15 protein-coding genes are annotated in these 15624 nt (G+C 70.5%); 2 read left to right on the plus strand and 13 right to left on the minus strand.

The features are described from left to right. Window positions 1-8: 8 nt before the first annotated feature. Genes nuoK through ACWDR0_RS10895 form a run of 11 tightly spaced genes read right to left on the minus strand, consistent with a single transcriptional unit; the run spans window position 9 to window position 10961 of the window. Window positions 9-308 (minus strand): NADH-quinone oxidoreductase subunit NuoK, encoded by a 300-nt coding sequence (gene nuoK, locus ACWDR0_RS10845; RefSeq protein ID WP_456351311.1) that lies wholly within the window; start codon window positions 306-308, stop codon window positions 9-11. Continuing rightward, window positions 305-1249 (minus strand): NADH-quinone oxidoreductase subunit J, encoded by a 945-nt coding sequence (locus tag ACWDR0_RS10850; RefSeq protein ID WP_456351312.1) that lies wholly within the window; start codon window positions 1247-1249, stop codon window positions 305-307. The genes nuoK and ACWDR0_RS10850 overlap by 4 nt, the downstream gene beginning before the upstream one ends. Beyond that, entirely contained in the window at window positions 1246-1908 is a 663-nt protein-coding gene (nuoI, locus tag ACWDR0_RS10855) for an NADH-quinone oxidoreductase subunit NuoI (protein ID WP_456351313.1), read from the minus strand. The genes ACWDR0_RS10850 and nuoI overlap by 4 nt, the downstream gene beginning before the upstream one ends. Then, window positions 1901-3301, minus strand: coding sequence for an NADH-quinone oxidoreductase subunit NuoH (gene nuoH, locus ACWDR0_RS10860; protein ID WP_456351314.1), 1401 nt, complete (start codon window positions 3299-3301; stop codon window positions 1901-1903). Before nuoH ends, nuoI begins: the two co-directional genes overlap by 8 nt. After that, a complete protein-coding gene (locus ACWDR0_RS10865; RefSeq protein ID WP_456351315.1) occupies window positions 3298-5802 on the minus strand; it encodes an NADH-quinone oxidoreductase subunit G in 2505 nt (834 codons plus the stop codon). The genes nuoH and ACWDR0_RS10865 overlap by 4 nt, the downstream gene beginning before the upstream one ends. Further along, the gene (gene nuoF, locus ACWDR0_RS10870) at window positions 5799-7184 is read right to left on the minus strand and encodes an NADH-quinone oxidoreductase subunit NuoF (RefSeq protein ID WP_456351316.1); all 1386 of its coding nucleotides are present in this window, start codon (window positions 7182-7184) and stop codon (window positions 5799-5801) included. The genes ACWDR0_RS10865 and nuoF overlap by 4 nt, the downstream gene beginning before the upstream one ends. Beyond that, a complete protein-coding gene (gene nuoE / locus ACWDR0_RS10875; RefSeq protein ID WP_456351317.1) occupies window positions 7184-7981 on the minus strand; it encodes an NADH-quinone oxidoreductase subunit NuoE in 798 nt (265 codons plus the stop codon). Before nuoE ends, nuoF begins: the two co-directional genes overlap by 1 nt. Beyond that, window positions 7978-9309, minus strand: coding sequence for an NADH-quinone oxidoreductase subunit D (locus ACWDR0_RS10880; protein WP_456351318.1), 1332 nt, complete (start codon window positions 9307-9309; stop codon window positions 7978-7980). Before ACWDR0_RS10880 ends, nuoE begins: the two co-directional genes overlap by 4 nt. Continuing rightward, window positions 9306-10034, minus strand: a complete 729-nt coding sequence (locus ACWDR0_RS10885) for an NADH-quinone oxidoreductase subunit C (protein ID WP_456351319.1) — start codon at window positions 10032-10034, stop codon at window positions 9306-9308. Before ACWDR0_RS10885 ends, ACWDR0_RS10880 begins: the two co-directional genes overlap by 4 nt. Further along, window positions 10031-10585 carry a NuoB/complex I 20 kDa subunit family protein gene (locus tag ACWDR0_RS10890; protein ID WP_456351320.1) on the minus strand — a complete coding sequence of 185 codons (555 nt, stop codon included), beginning with the start codon at window positions 10583-10585 and terminating at the stop codon, window positions 10031-10033. The genes ACWDR0_RS10885 and ACWDR0_RS10890 overlap by 4 nt, the downstream gene beginning before the upstream one ends. A 16-nt stretch (window positions 10586-10601) precedes the next feature. Beyond that, window positions 10602-10961 (minus strand): NADH-quinone oxidoreductase subunit A, encoded by a 360-nt coding sequence (locus ACWDR0_RS10895; RefSeq protein ID WP_006347346.1) that lies wholly within the window; start codon window positions 10959-10961, stop codon window positions 10602-10604. A gap of 864 nt (window positions 10962-11825) precedes the next feature. Here ACWDR0_RS10895 and ACWDR0_RS10900 point away from each other — a divergent pair. Beyond that, window positions 11826-12629 carry a C40 family peptidase gene (locus tag ACWDR0_RS10900; protein ID WP_456351321.1) on the plus strand — a complete coding sequence of 268 codons (804 nt, stop codon included), beginning with the start codon at window positions 11826-11828 and terminating at the stop codon, window positions 12627-12629. 265 nt (window positions 12630-12894) lie between these two features. Here the strand turns inward: ACWDR0_RS10900 and ACWDR0_RS10905 are convergent, their stop codons facing one another. Further along, window positions 12895-13758, minus strand: coding sequence for an SDR family NAD(P)-dependent oxidoreductase (locus ACWDR0_RS10905; protein ID WP_456351322.1), 864 nt, complete (start codon window positions 13756-13758; stop codon window positions 12895-12897). 107 nt (window positions 13759-13865) lie between these two features. Continuing rightward, complete coding sequence (locus ACWDR0_RS10910; protein ID WP_456351323.1) at window positions 13866-14816, minus strand: NAD(P)-dependent oxidoreductase; 951 nt, start codon at window positions 14814-14816, stop codon at window positions 13866-13868. Between the two features lie 295 nt (window positions 14817-15111). On the opposite strand from ACWDR0_RS10910, the gene ACWDR0_RS10915 reads away from it, so the two are divergent. Beyond that, window positions 15112-15615: a hypothetical protein gene (locus ACWDR0_RS10915; protein ID WP_456351324.1), complete on the plus strand. Its 504-nt coding sequence runs from the start codon at window positions 15112-15114 to the stop codon at window positions 15613-15615. Window positions 15616-15624 lie beyond the last annotated feature (9 nt).

Raw genomic sequence — 15624 nt, forward strand, 5'->3', positions numbered from 1 at the left:
TCAGCCCCTCACAGCTTCATCAGGCTGGCGTCGTCGACCGAGGCCGAGTGGCGGGAACGGAACAGCGACACGATGATCGCGAGCCCCACCACGACTTCCGCGGCGGCGACGACCATCGTGAAGAAGGCGATGATCTGGCCGTCGAGATTGCCGTGCATCCGGGAGAACGCGATCAGCGAGAGATTGCAGGCGTTGAGCATCAGCTCGATGCACATGAACACCACGATGGCGTTCCGCCTGATCAGGACCCCGGCCGCGCCGATGGTGAACAGCAGAGCGGCGAGATAGAGGTAGTTGACCGGATTCACCGACTGGCCTCCTCTTCGTCCCGGTCGCGGTCGCTTCCGCCCTCGGCGCCGGTGTCCCGGCCGGCCGTGGCCCCGGGCCCGGCGACCGCGGCATTGCCGGGCTCCCGGCCGAGCCGCTCCTCGGACCGCTGTTCCAGCGCCCTGAGGTCCGCCATGGCCTCCGCGGAGACATCGCGGATCTGGCCGCGGTCGCGCAGGGTGCTGCTGACGGAGAGTTCGGAGGGGGTGCCGTCGGGCAGCAGGGCGGGGATGTCCACCGCGTTGTGCCGGGCGTAGACGCCGGGGGCGGGCAGCGGCGGCAGGTGCTTGCCCTCGCGGACCCGCTGTTCGGCCAGCTCCCGCTGGGTCAGGGCGCGCTCGGTGCGCTCCCGGTGGGTGAGCACCATCGCGCCCACGGCGGCCGTGATCAGCAGGGCGCCGGTGATCTCGAAGGCGAAGACGTACTTGGTGAACAGCAGCGCGGCCAGGCCCTCGACATTGCCGCCGTGGGCGCTGTTCGCGGTGCCGAGGCCGTTGAAGGTCCGGAGCGAGGCATGGCCGATACCGGCGATCAGCAGGGTGCCGAAGCCGAGTCCGCAGAGCACGGCCAGCCAGCGCTGTCCCTTCAGGGTCTCCGTCAGGGAGTCGGCGGCGGTGACACCGACGAGCATCACCACGAAGAGGAACAGCATCATGATCGCGCCGGTGTAGACCACGATCTGGACGACGCCGAGGAAGTAGGCGCCGTTGGCGAGGTAGAACACCGCCAGGATGATCATGGTCCCGGCGAGGCAGAGCGCGCTGTGCACGGCCCGCCGCATCAGGATCGTGCAGAGGGCGCCGATCACGGCGACCGTGCCGAGGATCCAGAACTGCACGGCCTCGCCGGTCGAGGTGGTCGACGCGGCGGCCAGGGAGGTCAGACCGGCGGGGTCGAGCCCCGTCGTGCGCAGGCCGGTCATGCGTCCACCTCCTCGCCCTTCTCCCCCTTGGAGGTGGCGACCTGCTGGACCGTCCCGGGCGCGGCCTCGGCGACCAGCCCCCGGTAGTAGTCCTGCTCGTCCATTCCGGGGTAGATGGCGTGGGGCGTGTCGACCATCCGGTCGTCCAGGCCGGCGAGCAGCTGCTCCTTGGTGTAGATCAGGTTCTCGCGGGAGCTGTCGGCCAGTTCGAACTCGTTCGTCATCGTCAGCGCCCGGGTCGGGCAGGCCTCGATGCAGAGCCCGCAGAGAATGCAGCGGGCGTAGTTGATCTGGTAGACGCGGCCGTAGCGCTCGCCGGGCGAGTAACGCTCCTCTTCGGTGTTGTCCGCGCCCTCGACGTAGATCGCGTCGGCCGGGCAGGCCCAGGCGCACAGCTCGCAGCCGACGCACTTCTCCAGCCCGTCCGGATGGCGGTTCAGCTGGTGCCGGCCGTGGAACCGCGGCGCGGTGACCTTCTGCTGCTCCGGATACTGCTCGGTCAGCCGCTTCTTGAACATGGCCTTGAAGGTCACGCCGAAGCCGGCGACCGGATTCAGGAACCTCTCCCCCTGCTCCGCGCCCGGCTCCGGGGCCCCCGGTGCGTCCGAGGCCCCCTTCGAGAGCTCGGAACCCGGGGAACCCTCCGCTCGCTCAGACACCGTCGGCCTCCTTTCCGTCACGCGCCTGTCCGCCGTCCGGACCGTCACTCACAGTATTGACCCCGCCACTGACAATGAGTTCGCGCTCCCGCCTCGGCCGCCTGCGCGGCACCGGCGGCAGGCTCTGGCCGGGCAGCGGCGGTACCGGATAGCCGCCCGCCATCGGGTCGAAGGCCGCCGGCGGCTCCTTCGCGGCCTCCGCCTCGGCCCGCCGTTCCCGCCCGCCGCGGAACATGTCCGCGATGAACGAGAGCAGCAGTACGGCGATGATCGCGCCGCCCACGTAGAGCAGGATCCGCTGGAAGTCGTAGTCCTCGTTCCGCAGCGCCCGCACGGTGGCGACCAGCATCAGCCAGACCACCGACACCGGGATGAGGACCTTCCAGCCCAGCTTCATCAGCTGGTCGTAGCGGACCCGTGGGAGCGTGCCGCGCAGCCAGATGAAGAAGAAGAGCAGCAACTGCACCTTGATGACGAACCAGAGCAGCGGCCACCAGCCGTGGTTCGCGCCCTCCCAGAAGGTGGAGATGGGATACGGGGCGCGCCAGCCGCCGAGGAAGAGGGTGACGGACACGGCGGAGACGGTGACCATGTTGACGTACTCCGCCAGCATGAACATCGCGAACTTGATGGAGCTGTACTCGGTGTTGAAGCCGCCGACCAGGTCGCCCTCGGACTCCGGCATGTCGAACGGGGCCCGGTTGGTCTCGCCGACCATGGTGACCACGTAGATGATGAACGAGACCGGTAGCAGGACGATGAACCAGCGGTCGGCCTGCGCCTCCACGATCGCCGAGGTCGACATCGACCCGGAGTAGAGGAACACCGAGGCGAAGGCGGCACCCATGGCGATCTCGTACGAGATCATCTGGGCGCAGGAGCGGAGCCCGCCGAGCAGCGGGTAGGTGGAGCCGGAGGACCAGCCCGCGAGCACGATGCCGTAGATCCCGACCGAGGCGATGGCGAGCACGTACAGCATCGCGATCGGCAGGTCGGTGAGCTGCATCGTGGTGCGCTGGCCGAAGATGGAGACCTCGTTGCCCGAGGGCCCGAAGGGGATGACGGCGATCGCCATGAACGCCGGGATGGCGGCGATGATCGGTGCGAGGACGTAGACGACCTTGTCCGCGCGCTTGACGATGACGTCTTCCTTCAGCATCAGCTTGATGCCGTCGGCGAGGGACTGGAGCATGCCCCAGGGGCCGTGCCGGTTGGGGCCGATGCGCAGTTGCATCCAGGCGACGACCTTGCGCTCCCAGACGATGGAGAACAGCACCGTCAGCATCAGGAACGCGAAGCAGAACACGGCCTTGATGAGGATGAGCCACCAGGGGTCGCGGCCGAACATCGACAGGTCCTCGGCCGCGATGACGTTCAGCGTCGGGCCGGTCATGAGCGCACCTCCGGCGCATCCGTCGCCGCCGCGGCGGCGGGGCCGATCCTGACCAGGCGGCCCGGCAGCGCTCCGGTGTCCGAGGCGACGCCGCCGCCGGTGGAGTTGAGCGGCAGCCAGACCACCCGGTCGGGCATCTCGGTCACTTCGAGGGGCAGGGTCACGGACCCGGCGGGCCCGGTGACGGTCAGCTCGTCGCCGTTCTTCACCCCGGTCTCGGCGGCGGTGGCGGCCGAGAGGCGGGCGACGGCGGCGTGCCGGGTGCCCGCGAGGGCCTCGTCGCCCTGCTGGAGCAGGCCCTGGTCGAGCAGGAGCCGGTGGCCGGCGAGGATCGCCTCGCCCTCCCCGGCGCGGGGTACGGGCCGGCCGGTCTCCAGCGGTTCGCCGGCCCGGGGGCCGGTCCAGGGGCCGAGCCGGTCCAGCTCGCTCCGTACCGCCTTCAGATCGGGCAGGGCGAAGTGGATGTCCATGGCGTCGGCGAGCATATGGAGCACCCGGGCGTCGCCGGGCGACAGGCTGCGGGTCATCTGCTCCGGCTTCAGTGCCGCCTCGAAGAGCCGGACCCGGCCTTCCCAGTTGAGGAAGGTGCCCGCCTTCTCGGCGACCGCGGCGACCGGCAGGACGACGTCCGCGCGCCGGGTGACCTCGGTGGGCCGCTGTTCCAGGGAGACCAGGAAGCCGACGGCGTCCAGGGCCTCGCGGGCGCGGGCCGGGTCGGGCAGGTCGGCGACCTCGACCCCGGCGACGACCAGTGCGGCGAGTTCGCCGGTGGCGGCGGCCTCGATGATCTGGCCGCCGTCCCGGCCGTAGCCGTGCGGGAGTTCCCGGACCCGCCAGACCTCGGCGGTCTCCTCACGGGCCCGCGGGTCGGTGGCGGGGCGGCCGCCGGGCAGCAGGGACGGGATCGCACCCGCCTCGACGGCGCCGCGCTCCCCGGCCCGGCGCGGGATCCAGACCAGCCGGGCGCCGGTGGCGGTGGCGGTGCGGACGGCGGCGGTCAGCCCGCCGGGGGTGCCCGCGAGCCGTTCGCCGACGACGATCACCGCGCCTTCGCGGCGCAGGTCGGCGGCGGCGCGTTCGCCGTCGCCTTCGAGACCGACGTTGCCGCTGAGGGCGTCCAGCCATTCGGTCTCGGTGCCGGGCGCGGCGGCCAGCAGGGTGCCGCCCGCCTTGGTCAGCCCGCGGGTGGCGTGGGTGGCCAGGGCGTAGGTGCGCTGGCCGCGGGTGCGGTGGGCCTTGCGGAGCCGGAGGAAGACCCCGGGGGCCTCCTCCTCGGACTCGAATCCGGCGAGCAGGACGGCCGGGGCCTGTTCCAGTACGGAGTAGGTGACTCCGGTGCCGTCGAGGTCACGGCCGCGGCCGGCGACCCGGGCCGCCAGGAAGTCGGCCTCCTCGGAGGAGTGGACCCGGGCCCGGAAGTCGATGTCGTTGGTGTCGAGGGCGACCCGGGCGAACTTGGCGTAGGCGTACGAGTCCTCGACGGTCAGCCGGCCGCCGGTGAGGACCCCGGCCCGGCCGCGGGCCGCGGTCAGTCCCTCGGCGGCGGCGGCCAGCGCCTCCGGCCAGCTCGCGGGGGCGAGTTCGCCGTCTTCGCCGCGGACCAGCGGGGTGGTCAGCCGGTCCGGCCGCTGGGCGTAGCGGAATCCGAACCGCCCCTTGTCGCAGATCCACTCCTCGTTGACCTCGGGGTCGTCGGCGGCGAGCCTGCGCATCACCTTGCCGCGCCGGTGGTCGGTGCGGGTGGCGCAGCCGCCGGCGCAGTGCTCGCAGACGCTCGGCGAGGAGACCAGGTCGAACGGGCGGGAGCGGAAGCGGTACGCGGCCGAGGTCAGCGCGCCGACCGGGCAGATCTGGATGGTGTTCCCGGAGAAGTACGACTCGAAGGGGTCGCCCTCTCCGGTGCCGACCTGCTGGAGCGCTCCCCGTTCGATCAGTTCGATCATCGGGTCGCCGGCGATCTGGTTGGAGAAGCGGGTGCAGCGGGCGCAGAGCACGCAGCGCTCGCGGTCCAGCAGTACCTGGGTGGAGATCGCCACCGGCTTCTCGTACGTCCGCTTCTTCCCCTCGAACCGGGAGTCGGCGCCGCCGTGGGACATGGCCTGGTTCTGGAGCGGGCACTCGCCGCCCTTGTCGCAGACCGGGCAGTCCAGCGGATGGTTGATCAGCAGCAGCTCCATCACGCCCTGCTGCGCCTTCTCGGCGACGGGCGAGGTGAGCTGCGACCGGACGACCATGCCGTCGGTACAGGTGATGGTGCAGGACGCCATCGGCTTCCGCTGGCCCTCGACCTCGACGATGCACTGGCGGCAGGCGCCGGCCGGGTCGAGGAGGGGGTGGTCGCAGAAGCGGGGGATCTCGATGCCGAGGAGTTCGGCGGCCCGGATGACCAGGGTGCCCTTGGGGACGCTGATCTCGGTGCCGTCGATCGTCAGCGTCACCAGGTCCTGGGGCGGCACCGGGGCCTGGTCGCCCCCGGAGGGAGCGCTGGTGGTCACCGTCATGCGTTCACCTCCGTGGTGGTGGGGTTCCGGTCGGCCCAGACGGTCGACCTGGCGGGGTCGAACGGGCAGCCGCGGCCGTCGAGGTGCCGCTCGTACTCCTCGCGGAAGTACTGGAGCGACGAGAAGATCGGGGAGGCTGCGCCGTCGCCGAGGGCGCAGAACGACTTGCCGTTGATGTTGTCGGCGATGTCGTTGAGCTTGTCGAGGTCGCCTGCGGCGCCCTGGCCCGCCTCGATGTCGCGGAGCAGCTGGACCAGCCAGTAGGTGCCCTCGCGGCAGGGGGTGCACTTGCCGCAGGACTCGTGGGCGTAGAACTCGGTCCAGCGGGTGACGGCCCGGACGACGCAGGTGGTCTCGTCGAAGCACTGGAGGGCCTTGGTGCCGAGCATGGACCCGGCGGCGCCGACGCCCTCGTAGTCGAGGGGGACGTCGAGATGGGCCTCGGTCAGCAGCGGGGTGGAGGAGCCGCCGGGGGTCCAGAACTTCAGCCGGTGGCCGGGCCGCATCCCGCCGCTCATGTCGAGCAGCTGGCGCAGGGTGATCCCGAGGGGGGCCTCGTACTGGCCGGGGTTGGCGACATGGCCGCTGAGCGAGTAGAGCGTGAAGCCCGCGGACTTCTCGCTGCCCATCGAGCGGAACCAGTCCTTGCCGCGGTGCAGGATCGCGGGAACCGACGCGATGGACTCGACGTTGTTCACCACGGTGGGGCAGGCGTAGAGACCGGCGACCGCGGGGAAGGGGGGCCGCAGCCGGGGCTGGCCGCGCCGTCCTTCGAGGGAGTCCAGCAGCGCGGTCTCCTCGCCGCAGATGTACGCGCCCGCGCCCGCGTGCACCGTGATGTCGAGGTCGGCTCCGCTGCCGAGGGCGTCCTTGCCGAGGTAGCCCGCCGCGTAGGCCTCGCGTACCGCCTCGTGGAGCCGGCGGAGTACGGGTACGACCTCACCGCGGAGGTAGATGAACGCGTGGTTCGAACGGATCGCGTAACAGGCGATGATCATGCCCTCGATGAGGGAATGCGGGTTGGCGTAGAGGAGCGGGATGTCCTTGCAGGTCCCGGGCTCCGATTCGTCGGCGTTGACCACCAGGTAGTGGGGTTTGCCGTCGCCCTGCGGGATGAACTGCCACTTCATTCCGGTGGGGAAGCCGGCGCCGCCGCGGCCGCGGAGGCCCGAGTCCTTGACATAGGCGATGACCTCGTCGGGGGTCATGGCGAGGGCCTTGCGCAGGCCCTGGTAGCCGTCGTGCCGCCGGTAGGTCTCCAGGGTCCAGGAGGCGGGGTCGTCCCAGAAGGCGGAGAGGACGGGCGCGAGGAGCTTCTCGGGACTGCTCTCGCCGCCGGTGCCCGCTCCGGCCTGGTCTCCGTACTCGGTGGACAAGGTCATCACTCCCCCTCCTCGGTGGCCGGTCCGGCGGGGGGCTGTGCCGGGCCGGTGGCGGACGGGTCGGCGCCGGGGCGCGGGGAGACCACCCGGGCGGGCAGTCCCTCGCCCTTGGCGAGCCGGAGCCCGATCAGGGACGCGGGGCCGGCACCGCCGCCGGCCTCGACGGCGCCGGGGCGCTCGTCGGGGAAGCCGGCCAGGATCCGCGCGGTGTCCTTGAAGGAGCAGAGCGGGGCGCCGCGGGTGGGTTCGACGGTGAGTCCGGCGCGCAGGTCGTCGACGAGGCGCTTGGCGGACTCGGGTGTCTGGTTGTCGAAGAACTCCCAGTTGACCATCACCACGGGGGCGAAGTCGCAGGCCGCGTTGCACTCGATGTGCTCCAGCGTGACCGCGCCGTCCTCGGTGGTCTCGTTGTTGCCGACGCCGAGGTGCTCCTTGAGCGTCTCGAAGATGGCGTCCCCGCCCATCACCGCGCAGAGCGTGTTGGTGCAGACGCCGACCTGGTAGTCGCCGGAGGGCCGCCGCCGGTACATGCTGTAGAAGGTGGCGACCGCGGTGACCTCGGCGGTGGTCAGGCCGAGGGTGTCGGCGCAGAACTGCATCCCGGTCCGGGTGACGTACCCCTCCTCGGACTGCACCAGGTGCAGCAGCGGCAGCAGCGCCGAACGCGAGTCGGGATAGCGGGCGATGATCTCCTGGGCGTCGGTCTCCAGCCGGGCGCGGACCTCGGCCGGATAGTCGGGTGCGGGGAGCTGGGGCATCCCGAGCTGCACCCCCGGGTTCGACGACTGTGCCGTCATCGGTCGACGCCTCCCATCACGGGGTCGATGGACGCGACGGCGACGATGACATCGGCGATCTGGCCGCCCTCGCACATCGCCGCCATGGACTGAAGGTTGGTGAAGGACGGGTCCCGGAAGTGGACCCGGTACGGGCGGGTGCCGCCGTCGGAGACCACATGGGCGCCCAGCTCCCCCTTGGGGGATTCCACCGCCGCGTACGCCTGGCCGGGCGGGACCCGGAAGCCCTCGGTGACCAGCTTGAAGTGGTGGATCAGGGCCTCCATGGAGGTGCCCATGATGTTCTTGATGTGGTCCAGCGAGTTGCCGAGGCCGTCGGGGCCCAGGGCGAGCTGCGCGGGCCAGGCGATCTTCTTGTCGGCGACCATGACCGGGCCGGGGGCCAGCCGGTCGATGCACTGCTCGACGATCCGCAGCGACTGGCGCATCTCTTCGAGCCGGATCAGGAACCGGCCGTAGGAGTCGCAGGTGTCGGCGGTCGGGACGTCGAACTCGTAGGTCTCGTAGCCGCAGTAGGGGTCGGTCTTGCGCAGGTCGTGGGCGAGTCCGGCGGCGCGCAGGATCGGGCCGGTGGCGCCGAGGGCCATACAGCCGGTGAGGTCGAGATGGCCGACGTCCTGCATCCGGGCCTTGAAGATGGGGTTGCCGGTCGCCAGCGCGTCGTACTGCGGCAGGTTCTTCTTCATGGTCCGGACGAACTCGCGCAGCTGGTCCACCGCGCCGGGCGGCAGGTCCTGGGCGAGTCCGCCGGGGCGGATATAGGCGTGGTTCATCCGCAGACCGGTGATCAGCTCGTACAGGTCGAGGACGAGTTCGCGGTCCCGGAAGCCGTAGATCATGATCGTGGTGGCGCCGAGTTCCATACCGCCGGTGGCGATGCAGACCAGATGCGAGGAGATCCGGTTCAGCTCCATCAGCAGGACCCGGATGACATCGGCGCGCTCGGGGATCTGGTCCTCGATGCCGAGCAGCTTCTCCACCGCCAGGCAGTACGCCGTCTCGTTGAAGAACGGCGTCAGATAGTCCATGCGCGTGACGAAGGTGGTGCCCTGGGTCCAGGTGCGGAATTCGAGGTTCTTCTCGATTCCGGTGTGGAGGTAGCCGATCCCGCAGCGGGCCTCGGTGACCGTCTCGCCGTCGATCTCCAGGATCAGCCGGAGCACTCCGTGGGTGGAGGGGTGCTGCGGGCCCATATTGACGACGATCCGCTCGTCGTCCGCCTTGGCGGCGGTCTCGACGATCTCGTCCCAGTCGCCGCCGGTGACCGTGTAGACGGGGCCCTCGGTGGTCTCGCGCGCGGTGGACGAGGCGCTTGAGGATGTGCTCACGAGTACGACCTCCGCTGGTCAGGAGCCGGGATCTGGGCGCCCTTGTACTCGACGGCGATACCGCCGAGCGGATAGTCCTTGCGCTGCGGGAAGCCCTGCCAGTCGTCCGGCATCATGATCCGGGCGAGGGCGGGGTGGCCGTCGAAGACCAGTCCGAAGAAGTCGTAGGTCTCGCGCTCGTGCCAGTCGTTCGTCGGATAGACGGCGACCAGGGACGGGACATGCGGGTCGGCGTCGGGCGCGGAGACCTCGATCCGGATCAGCCGGCCGTGGGTGAGCGAGCGGAGATGGTAGACCGCGTGCAGTTCACGGCCCTTGTCGTCCGGGTAGTGCACCCCGCTCACCCCCGTACACAGCTCGAACCGGAGGGCGGGGTCGTCGCGCAGGGTGCGGGCGACGGCGAGCAGATGCTCCCGGGCGATGTGGAAGGTCAGCTCGTCCCGGTCGACGACGGTCTTCTCGATGGCGTTCTCGGGGACGATGCCCTGCTCTTCGAGGGCGCCTTCGAGTTCGTCGGCGACCTCGTCGAAGTAACCGCCGTAGGGGCGGGCGGCCGGGCCCGGCAGGCGTACGGAGCGGACCAGACCGCCGTAGCCGGAGGTGTCGCCGCCGTTGTCGGCTCCGAACATGCCGCGCTGGACGCGGATCTCCTCGCCGTGCTCACCACGCTGTCCGGGAAGGTTCTGCTCGCTGAGCTCCTTCTCGGGGTTCGGTACGTCACTCACCGGAGCAGACCCTTCATCTCAATCATCGGCACCGCCTTGAGCGCCGCCTCCTCCGCCTCGCGGGCCGCTTCCTCCGCGTTGACCCCGAGCTTGGAGGTCTGGATCTTCTGGTGGAGCTTGAGGATCGCGTCCATCAGCATCTCGGGGCGCGGCGGGCAGCCCGGCAGGTAGATGTCGACGGGAACGATGTGGTCGACGCCCTGCACGATGGCGTAGTTGTTGAACATGCCGCCCGACGAGGCGCAGACACCCATGGAGATGACCCACTTGGGGTTGGGCATCTGGTCGTACACCTGGCGCAGGACGGGTGCCATCTTCTGGCTGACACGGCCCGCGACGATCATCAGATCGGCCTGGCGGGGTGAGCCGCGGAAGACCTCCATGCCGAAGCGTGCGAGGTCGTAGCGGCCGGCGCCGGTGGTCATCATCTCGATGGCGCAGCAGGCCAGTCCGAACGTGGCCGGGAAGACGGATGCCTTGCGCACCCAGCCCGCGGCCTGTTCGACGGTCGTCAGCAGAAAGCCGCTCGGCAGCTTCTCTTCGAGTCCCATGGATGCCCCTTAAGCCCTAGTCCCATTCCAGGCCGCCGCGACGCCACACATAGGCGTAGGCGACGAAGACGGTGAGCACGAAGAGCAGCATCTCGACGAGACCGAACAGGCCGAGGGCGTCGAAGCTGACGGCCCAGGGATAGAGGAAGACGATCTCGATGTCGAAGATGATGAAGAGCATCGCCGTCAGGTAGTACTTGATCGGAAAACGGCCGCCGCCCGCCGGTGTGGGGGTGGGCTCGATACCGCACTCGTACGCTTCGAGCTTCGCCCTGTTGTAGCGCTTGGGGCCGATCAGCGTGGCCATGACCACGGAGAAGATCGCAAACCCTGCCCCGAGGGCGCCGAGTACAAGGATGGGCACGTAGGCATTCACCCTCCTCGCTCCTTCCAGTCGTCGCTGACCGTGGACCGCGCCGGGCCGTTCGGCTGCTGACCGCCTCGAAGATCGCGTACATGTGAGGCAGTTCACAAGCCCGGCTGCCCCGCATCTTATGCCCGCCGGTCTGTGATCTGCGACACGGGGTCACCCATCGCCTTTGTGATCTCCACCACCCGGAGAGCGATCTTGTGCACATGTGATGGACGATCTTCATACGGGAAGCGCGCGAAAGATCACGGCGCGTCACATGGGCCGACGTTCCCGCTGGTGAGAGGGGTGACCCTCTATCAAGCGCGCGGCCATTCGGGCAAATTGGCGATGGACCGCTTCGAGTGATAAAAGGCGGCACATCGGTACCGCCTCACTCGGGAGGGGACCGTCATGGACAGAAGTGGACGGCTCGGATCCGGCACGGGTCCGGCGACGGCACGGCGGGAGCGACGGGCGGACGGTACGGCTCCGCTCCCCCGGACCGGGCCGCTCCGGTAGCGGGCGGTCACCCCGGGTAGCCGCGGCGCGGATGCGTGCACGGGTTCACGAACTCGTGTCGGCAAAGCGGGGCGACAGGCACCCGGCACGGGCCACCGGCGGCTGAAAGCAATCGCCGTGTGACCTGCGCCACACCCAACAGGCCGCCGGAAAAGCGGGCTTGGCCATCAGGGCATCAGAGTGGTAGCCCGGGGCAATTCGGACTATTCATAGAAACTGCATGCTCACAGACGGGAGAGTGAATGTCCGTATTGCCGGTTAAGGCGTCAATGAGCTTCCAGAAGAAGCGGATTGATGGATTCCGGTCGTAACTGTGGCGCAACCCACGTTTCTTGATGGCAACTATGTACGACTGATAACGGTGTACCCATGCCCCACACCGCTCACATACCCAGCCACCGCAAGCCGCGCCAGCGCAACGCCTCCGTCGTCGCGCTCCGGGCGGGGGTTGCCGGTGGCGTCCTCAGCACCATCGCCGTGGCCGGTGCGGCCGGGACGGCCCACGCCGACCCGGTGACCGAGACCATGGAGATGCCCGCGTTCGACGTGGCGTCGTCCCTCTCCCACGTCGTCGAGCAGTCCGCCGCGACCTCGCAGCAGGTCGTCCTGGACCAGCAGTTGCAGACCAGCGAGGACACGGCCGCCACCGAGGCGTCCAAGTCCGCCAAGAAGGCCAAGGCCGAGGCGCTCCGCAAGGCGGAAGCCGAGAAGGCCGAGGCGAAGAAGCGCGCCGAGGAGGAGCGGGCTTCGCGCGACGCCGCCCGTACGACCCTCTCCGCGTCCGGCAACAAGGCGCCGTCGTCCTCCACGAAGACCTCGGGCTCCATGTCCGCCGTCATCAACTTCCTCAAGGCCCAGGTCGGCGACGCCTATGTGCTCGGCGCCGACGGCCCCAACTCCTGGGACTGCTCCAGCCTGGTGCGCGCCGCGTTCCGTCAGGCCAATGTCGAGCTGCCGCGTATCGCCGCGGACCAGTCGAGGGAGGGGACCGAGGTCGGCACCAACAACCTCCAGGTCGGGGACATCCTCTACTGGGGCGCCAAGGGCAACGCCTACCACACCGGCGTTTACATCGGCGACGGCAAGTACCTCGACGCGGCCAACCCGCGCAAGGGCGTCGTCATCCAGGACCTCTCGGGCTACCCGGCGACCGGCGCGGTCCGGGTGCTCTGATCCGCGTGCTCCGGTCCGTCCGGCGCGCGCCGAGGGCGCGTCCGGCGGCCGTGTGACGTATGTACCGAGGGCCGTGGCTCCCCCGCTCGGGGGCGGAGCCGCGGCCCTCGTCCTTGTGCCCGGATTCGCGAACCGGTCCCGGCGGGGTCCGGCGGGCCCGGTTCACGGGTCCGGCGGCCCCGGCGGGTCGGCGAGGTCCCGCGGCGGTCCGGCGGCGGTCCGGCGGCGGTCCGGCGGCGGTTCGGCGGCGGTTCGGCGGCGGTCCTCAGTGGACCGAGAGACCGCCGTCCACGAAGACCGACTGCCCGGTGAGATAGGCCGAGGCGCCGCTCGCCAGAAAGACGGCCGCCCCCGCGAAGTCCTCCGCGAGGCCGTTGCGCCCCGTCATCGTGCGGGCGGCGAGCCGGGCGACCTGCTCCGGGTCGTCGGCGAGACGGGCGTTCAGCGGGGTCAGAACGAAGCCCGGCACCAGGGTGTTGACGGTGACGCCGTACGGGGACCATGCCTCGGCCTGCGAGCGGGCCAGCGATTCCAGCCCGCCCTTGGAGACCCCGTACGCCCCGCTCCGCACAAAGGCGCGGTGCGCCTGCTGCGAGCTGATGTGGATGATCCGGCCGTGGCCGCGCTCCGCCATCCCGGGCCCGAACCGTCGGCCGAGCAGGAAGGGGGCGGTCAGATTGACCGCCAGGGTGGTGTCCCACTCCTCGTCGGTGAGGTCCCCCATCGGCGGACGGAGGTTGATTCCGGCCGCGTTGACCAGAATGTCGGGCTCCCCGAAGTGGGTGACCGCCTCCTCGGCGGCGCCCCGCAGGGCCGTACGGTCCCCGAGGTCCGCGCTCACCCACGCCGCCCGGCAGCCCTCCGCGGTCAGCGCGTCTGCCGTGGCGGCCAGTTCGGCCGGGCGCCGCGCCACGATCACGACCCGCGCCCCGGCCAGGGCGAGCGCCTCCCCGATGGCCCGGCCGATTCCGGAGCTGCCACCGGTAACCAGGGCGGTCCGGCCGTCGAGGGAGAACAGTCCGCCCAGGTAGCCGGCCACACCGGGCGGTACGGACACGGGCGCGCCGGCGGGGGCGGCGGCCGTGTCGGGGGCGGGGGCCTTACCGATCCCGGAGTGCCGCGGGGTCATTTCGCGTACCGGGGACTCGTGCTGCGGGGAACGGAGTTCATGGCTCCACCCTAGGTGCGGACACCCGCCCGGCCGCCCCCGCCGGTGGCTCCGCTCCGGCGGTCGGTTCATACGTGTCGCACCCCGGGCTTGTGCTGTACCCCGGGCGTGCGCAGCACCTCGGTGAGGGCCGAGACGCTCTGGCCCTCGCGCCCTTCGGCGACCGCGCGGCGCACCACGTCGTACAGGGCGTCCAGCCAGCCGTGGTCCAGCCCGGCCGCCGCCGTCAGCGCGAGGTCGTCCGCCATACCGTCGCGGAACACCCCGATCGACGAGAACGGCCGGTCGTAGCCACCGGTGTCGATCTCCTCGGCGAGCGCCGGCAGGATCGACGCAATCATTTCCAGCCACTTCACACTGAACGGCACCATCGAGGCGGCCGTCCGGCCCCGGCCGGTGAGCAGGGCCGCGCCGTGGCAGAAGCCGATCAGGGCGGGAAGCAGGGTGGCGCCGACGGCCGACTCGTAGAGGGCGGCAAGGTCGGGCTCCTCGCCGAGGTGGACGGTGTCGCCGCCGAGGACTCGCAGCACGGGCGCGTACTCCTCGAAGACCGCCCGGTCTCCCGCGTACACGAGCTGGGTGTCCGGCGCGCCGACCGCCTGCGGCACGTTCTTCACGGCGCCGTCGAGGAAACGCGCGCCACGGGACCGCGCCCACTCCGCCATGGCGTGCGCCCCGTCCGGGGAACCGCTGTTCAGCGTGGTGAGGGTACGGCCGCGGAGTACGCCCCCGGCGGGTGCGAGCGCCGCGCGGGTCGTGTCGTACGTGGAGAGGCAGGCGATCACGAGCGGGCTCGCGGCGACGGCGGCGGCGATACCGGGCTCGTGGACCGCGCCCCGTGCGACGAGTGGCACGGCCTTGCCGGGGCTGCGGTTCCAGACGGTGACGTGATGTCCGGCGGCGAGAAAGGCGGCGGCGAGGGCGCTGCCCATGGCACCGAGACCGACGACGGTCACCGGGACGGGAGCAGGACCGGGGGCGGGAGCGGGCACAGGGGCCGCGGAAGGGTGTGCGGGCATGCCGGAGGAACTCCGTTTCCGGACGGGAGTAAGGGGAGAGGCCGCGGACGGGCGGCCTCCGTCATCCTCCGGCGCCTGCCGCGCTCCCGACAAGTACCGACTCTTTGGTGGGTTACTCACCTTCCGGTCAGTAACGGGGCGCGCCGGATACCCGGTCGGACGCCGTATGACCCCGCTTGCCCCGTGCGCTCCCCGGATCGGGTGGTTCGCCCGGCGCGTCCGGTCCGTCCCCGGGGCCGGTGGGTAGACCAGCGGTCCGACCGTCGTCCGTCACACCCTCCGAGAGGGGACCGCCGTGCGTGCCCTGCCGAGTTTTCTGGAGATCAACGAGGACCTCGCCGCCGTCTGGTGCCACACCCCGTGGGCGGCCACCGACATGAGCTACGACGGGGACGCTTACCACGGGGTGTTCGATGTCGATCTGACGGCGGACGTCAGCGACCGGGCACCGTACCGGCCCGTGCTCCAGGGGTCGATTCTGGCGCAGATCGTCTCGTACCACACCCTGGCGTCGATGCTGTACGCCTACACCAACGACCATGTCCCGGCGCTCGCCACGCTCCCCAAGGTGGCGCTGCCCGAGGCCCGCAAGCGGATCGTGGTCACCTCCCTGAAGCTGTCGCTGCGGCGGGAGGTGGCGCAGACCCGGGTGCCGGTGCGGCTGACGATCGACCGGGTCACCGACAAGTGGGACAGCCACCGGATGGCGTTCGCGGTGCTCTCCGTGGATGTCGCGGGCGGACGGCAGACGGCGGAGCTGGAGGGCTGCTTCAACTTCCGGGACCGCATCGAGAGATGAGCCGGGACC

The organism is Streptomyces sp. NPDC003691, from assembly GCF_053981115.1.

Bases quoted from the DNA above. Each gene is read 5' to 3' on its own strand.
- ACWDR0_RS10850 (WP_456351312.1), bottom strand. From the start codon at position 1,249: ATGACCGGCCTGCGCACGACGGGGCTCGACCCCGCCGGTCTGACCTCC.
- nuoH (WP_456351314.1), bottom strand. From the start codon at position 3,301: ATGACCGGCCCGACGCTGAACGTCATCGCGGCCGAGGACCTGTCGATG.
- ACWDR0_RS10865 (WP_456351315.1), bottom strand. From the start codon at position 5,802: ATGACGGTGACCACCAGCGCTCCCTCCGGGGGCGACCAGGCCCCGGTG.
- nuoF (WP_456351316.1), bottom strand. From the start codon at position 7,184: ATGACCTTGTCCACCGAGTACGGAGACCAGGCCGGAGCGGGCACCGGC.
- nuoE (WP_456351317.1), bottom strand. From the start codon at position 7,981: ATGACGGCACAGTCGTCGAACCCGGGGGTGCAGCTCGGGATGCCCCAG.
- ACWDR0_RS10890 (WP_456351320.1), bottom strand. From the start codon at position 10,585: ATGGGACTCGAAGAGAAGCTGCCGAGCGGCTTTCTGCTGACGACCGTC.
- ACWDR0_RS10900 (WP_456351321.1), top strand. From the start codon at position 11,826: ATGCCCCACACCGCTCACATACCCAGCCACCGCAAGCCGCGCCAGCGC.
- ACWDR0_RS10905 (WP_456351322.1), bottom strand. From the start codon at position 13,758: ATGACCCCGCGGCACTCCGGGATCGGTAAGGCCCCCGCCCCCGACACG.
- ACWDR0_RS10910 (WP_456351323.1), bottom strand. From the start codon at position 14,816: ATGCCCGCACACCCTTCCGCGGCCCCTGTGCCCGCTCCCGCCCCCGGT.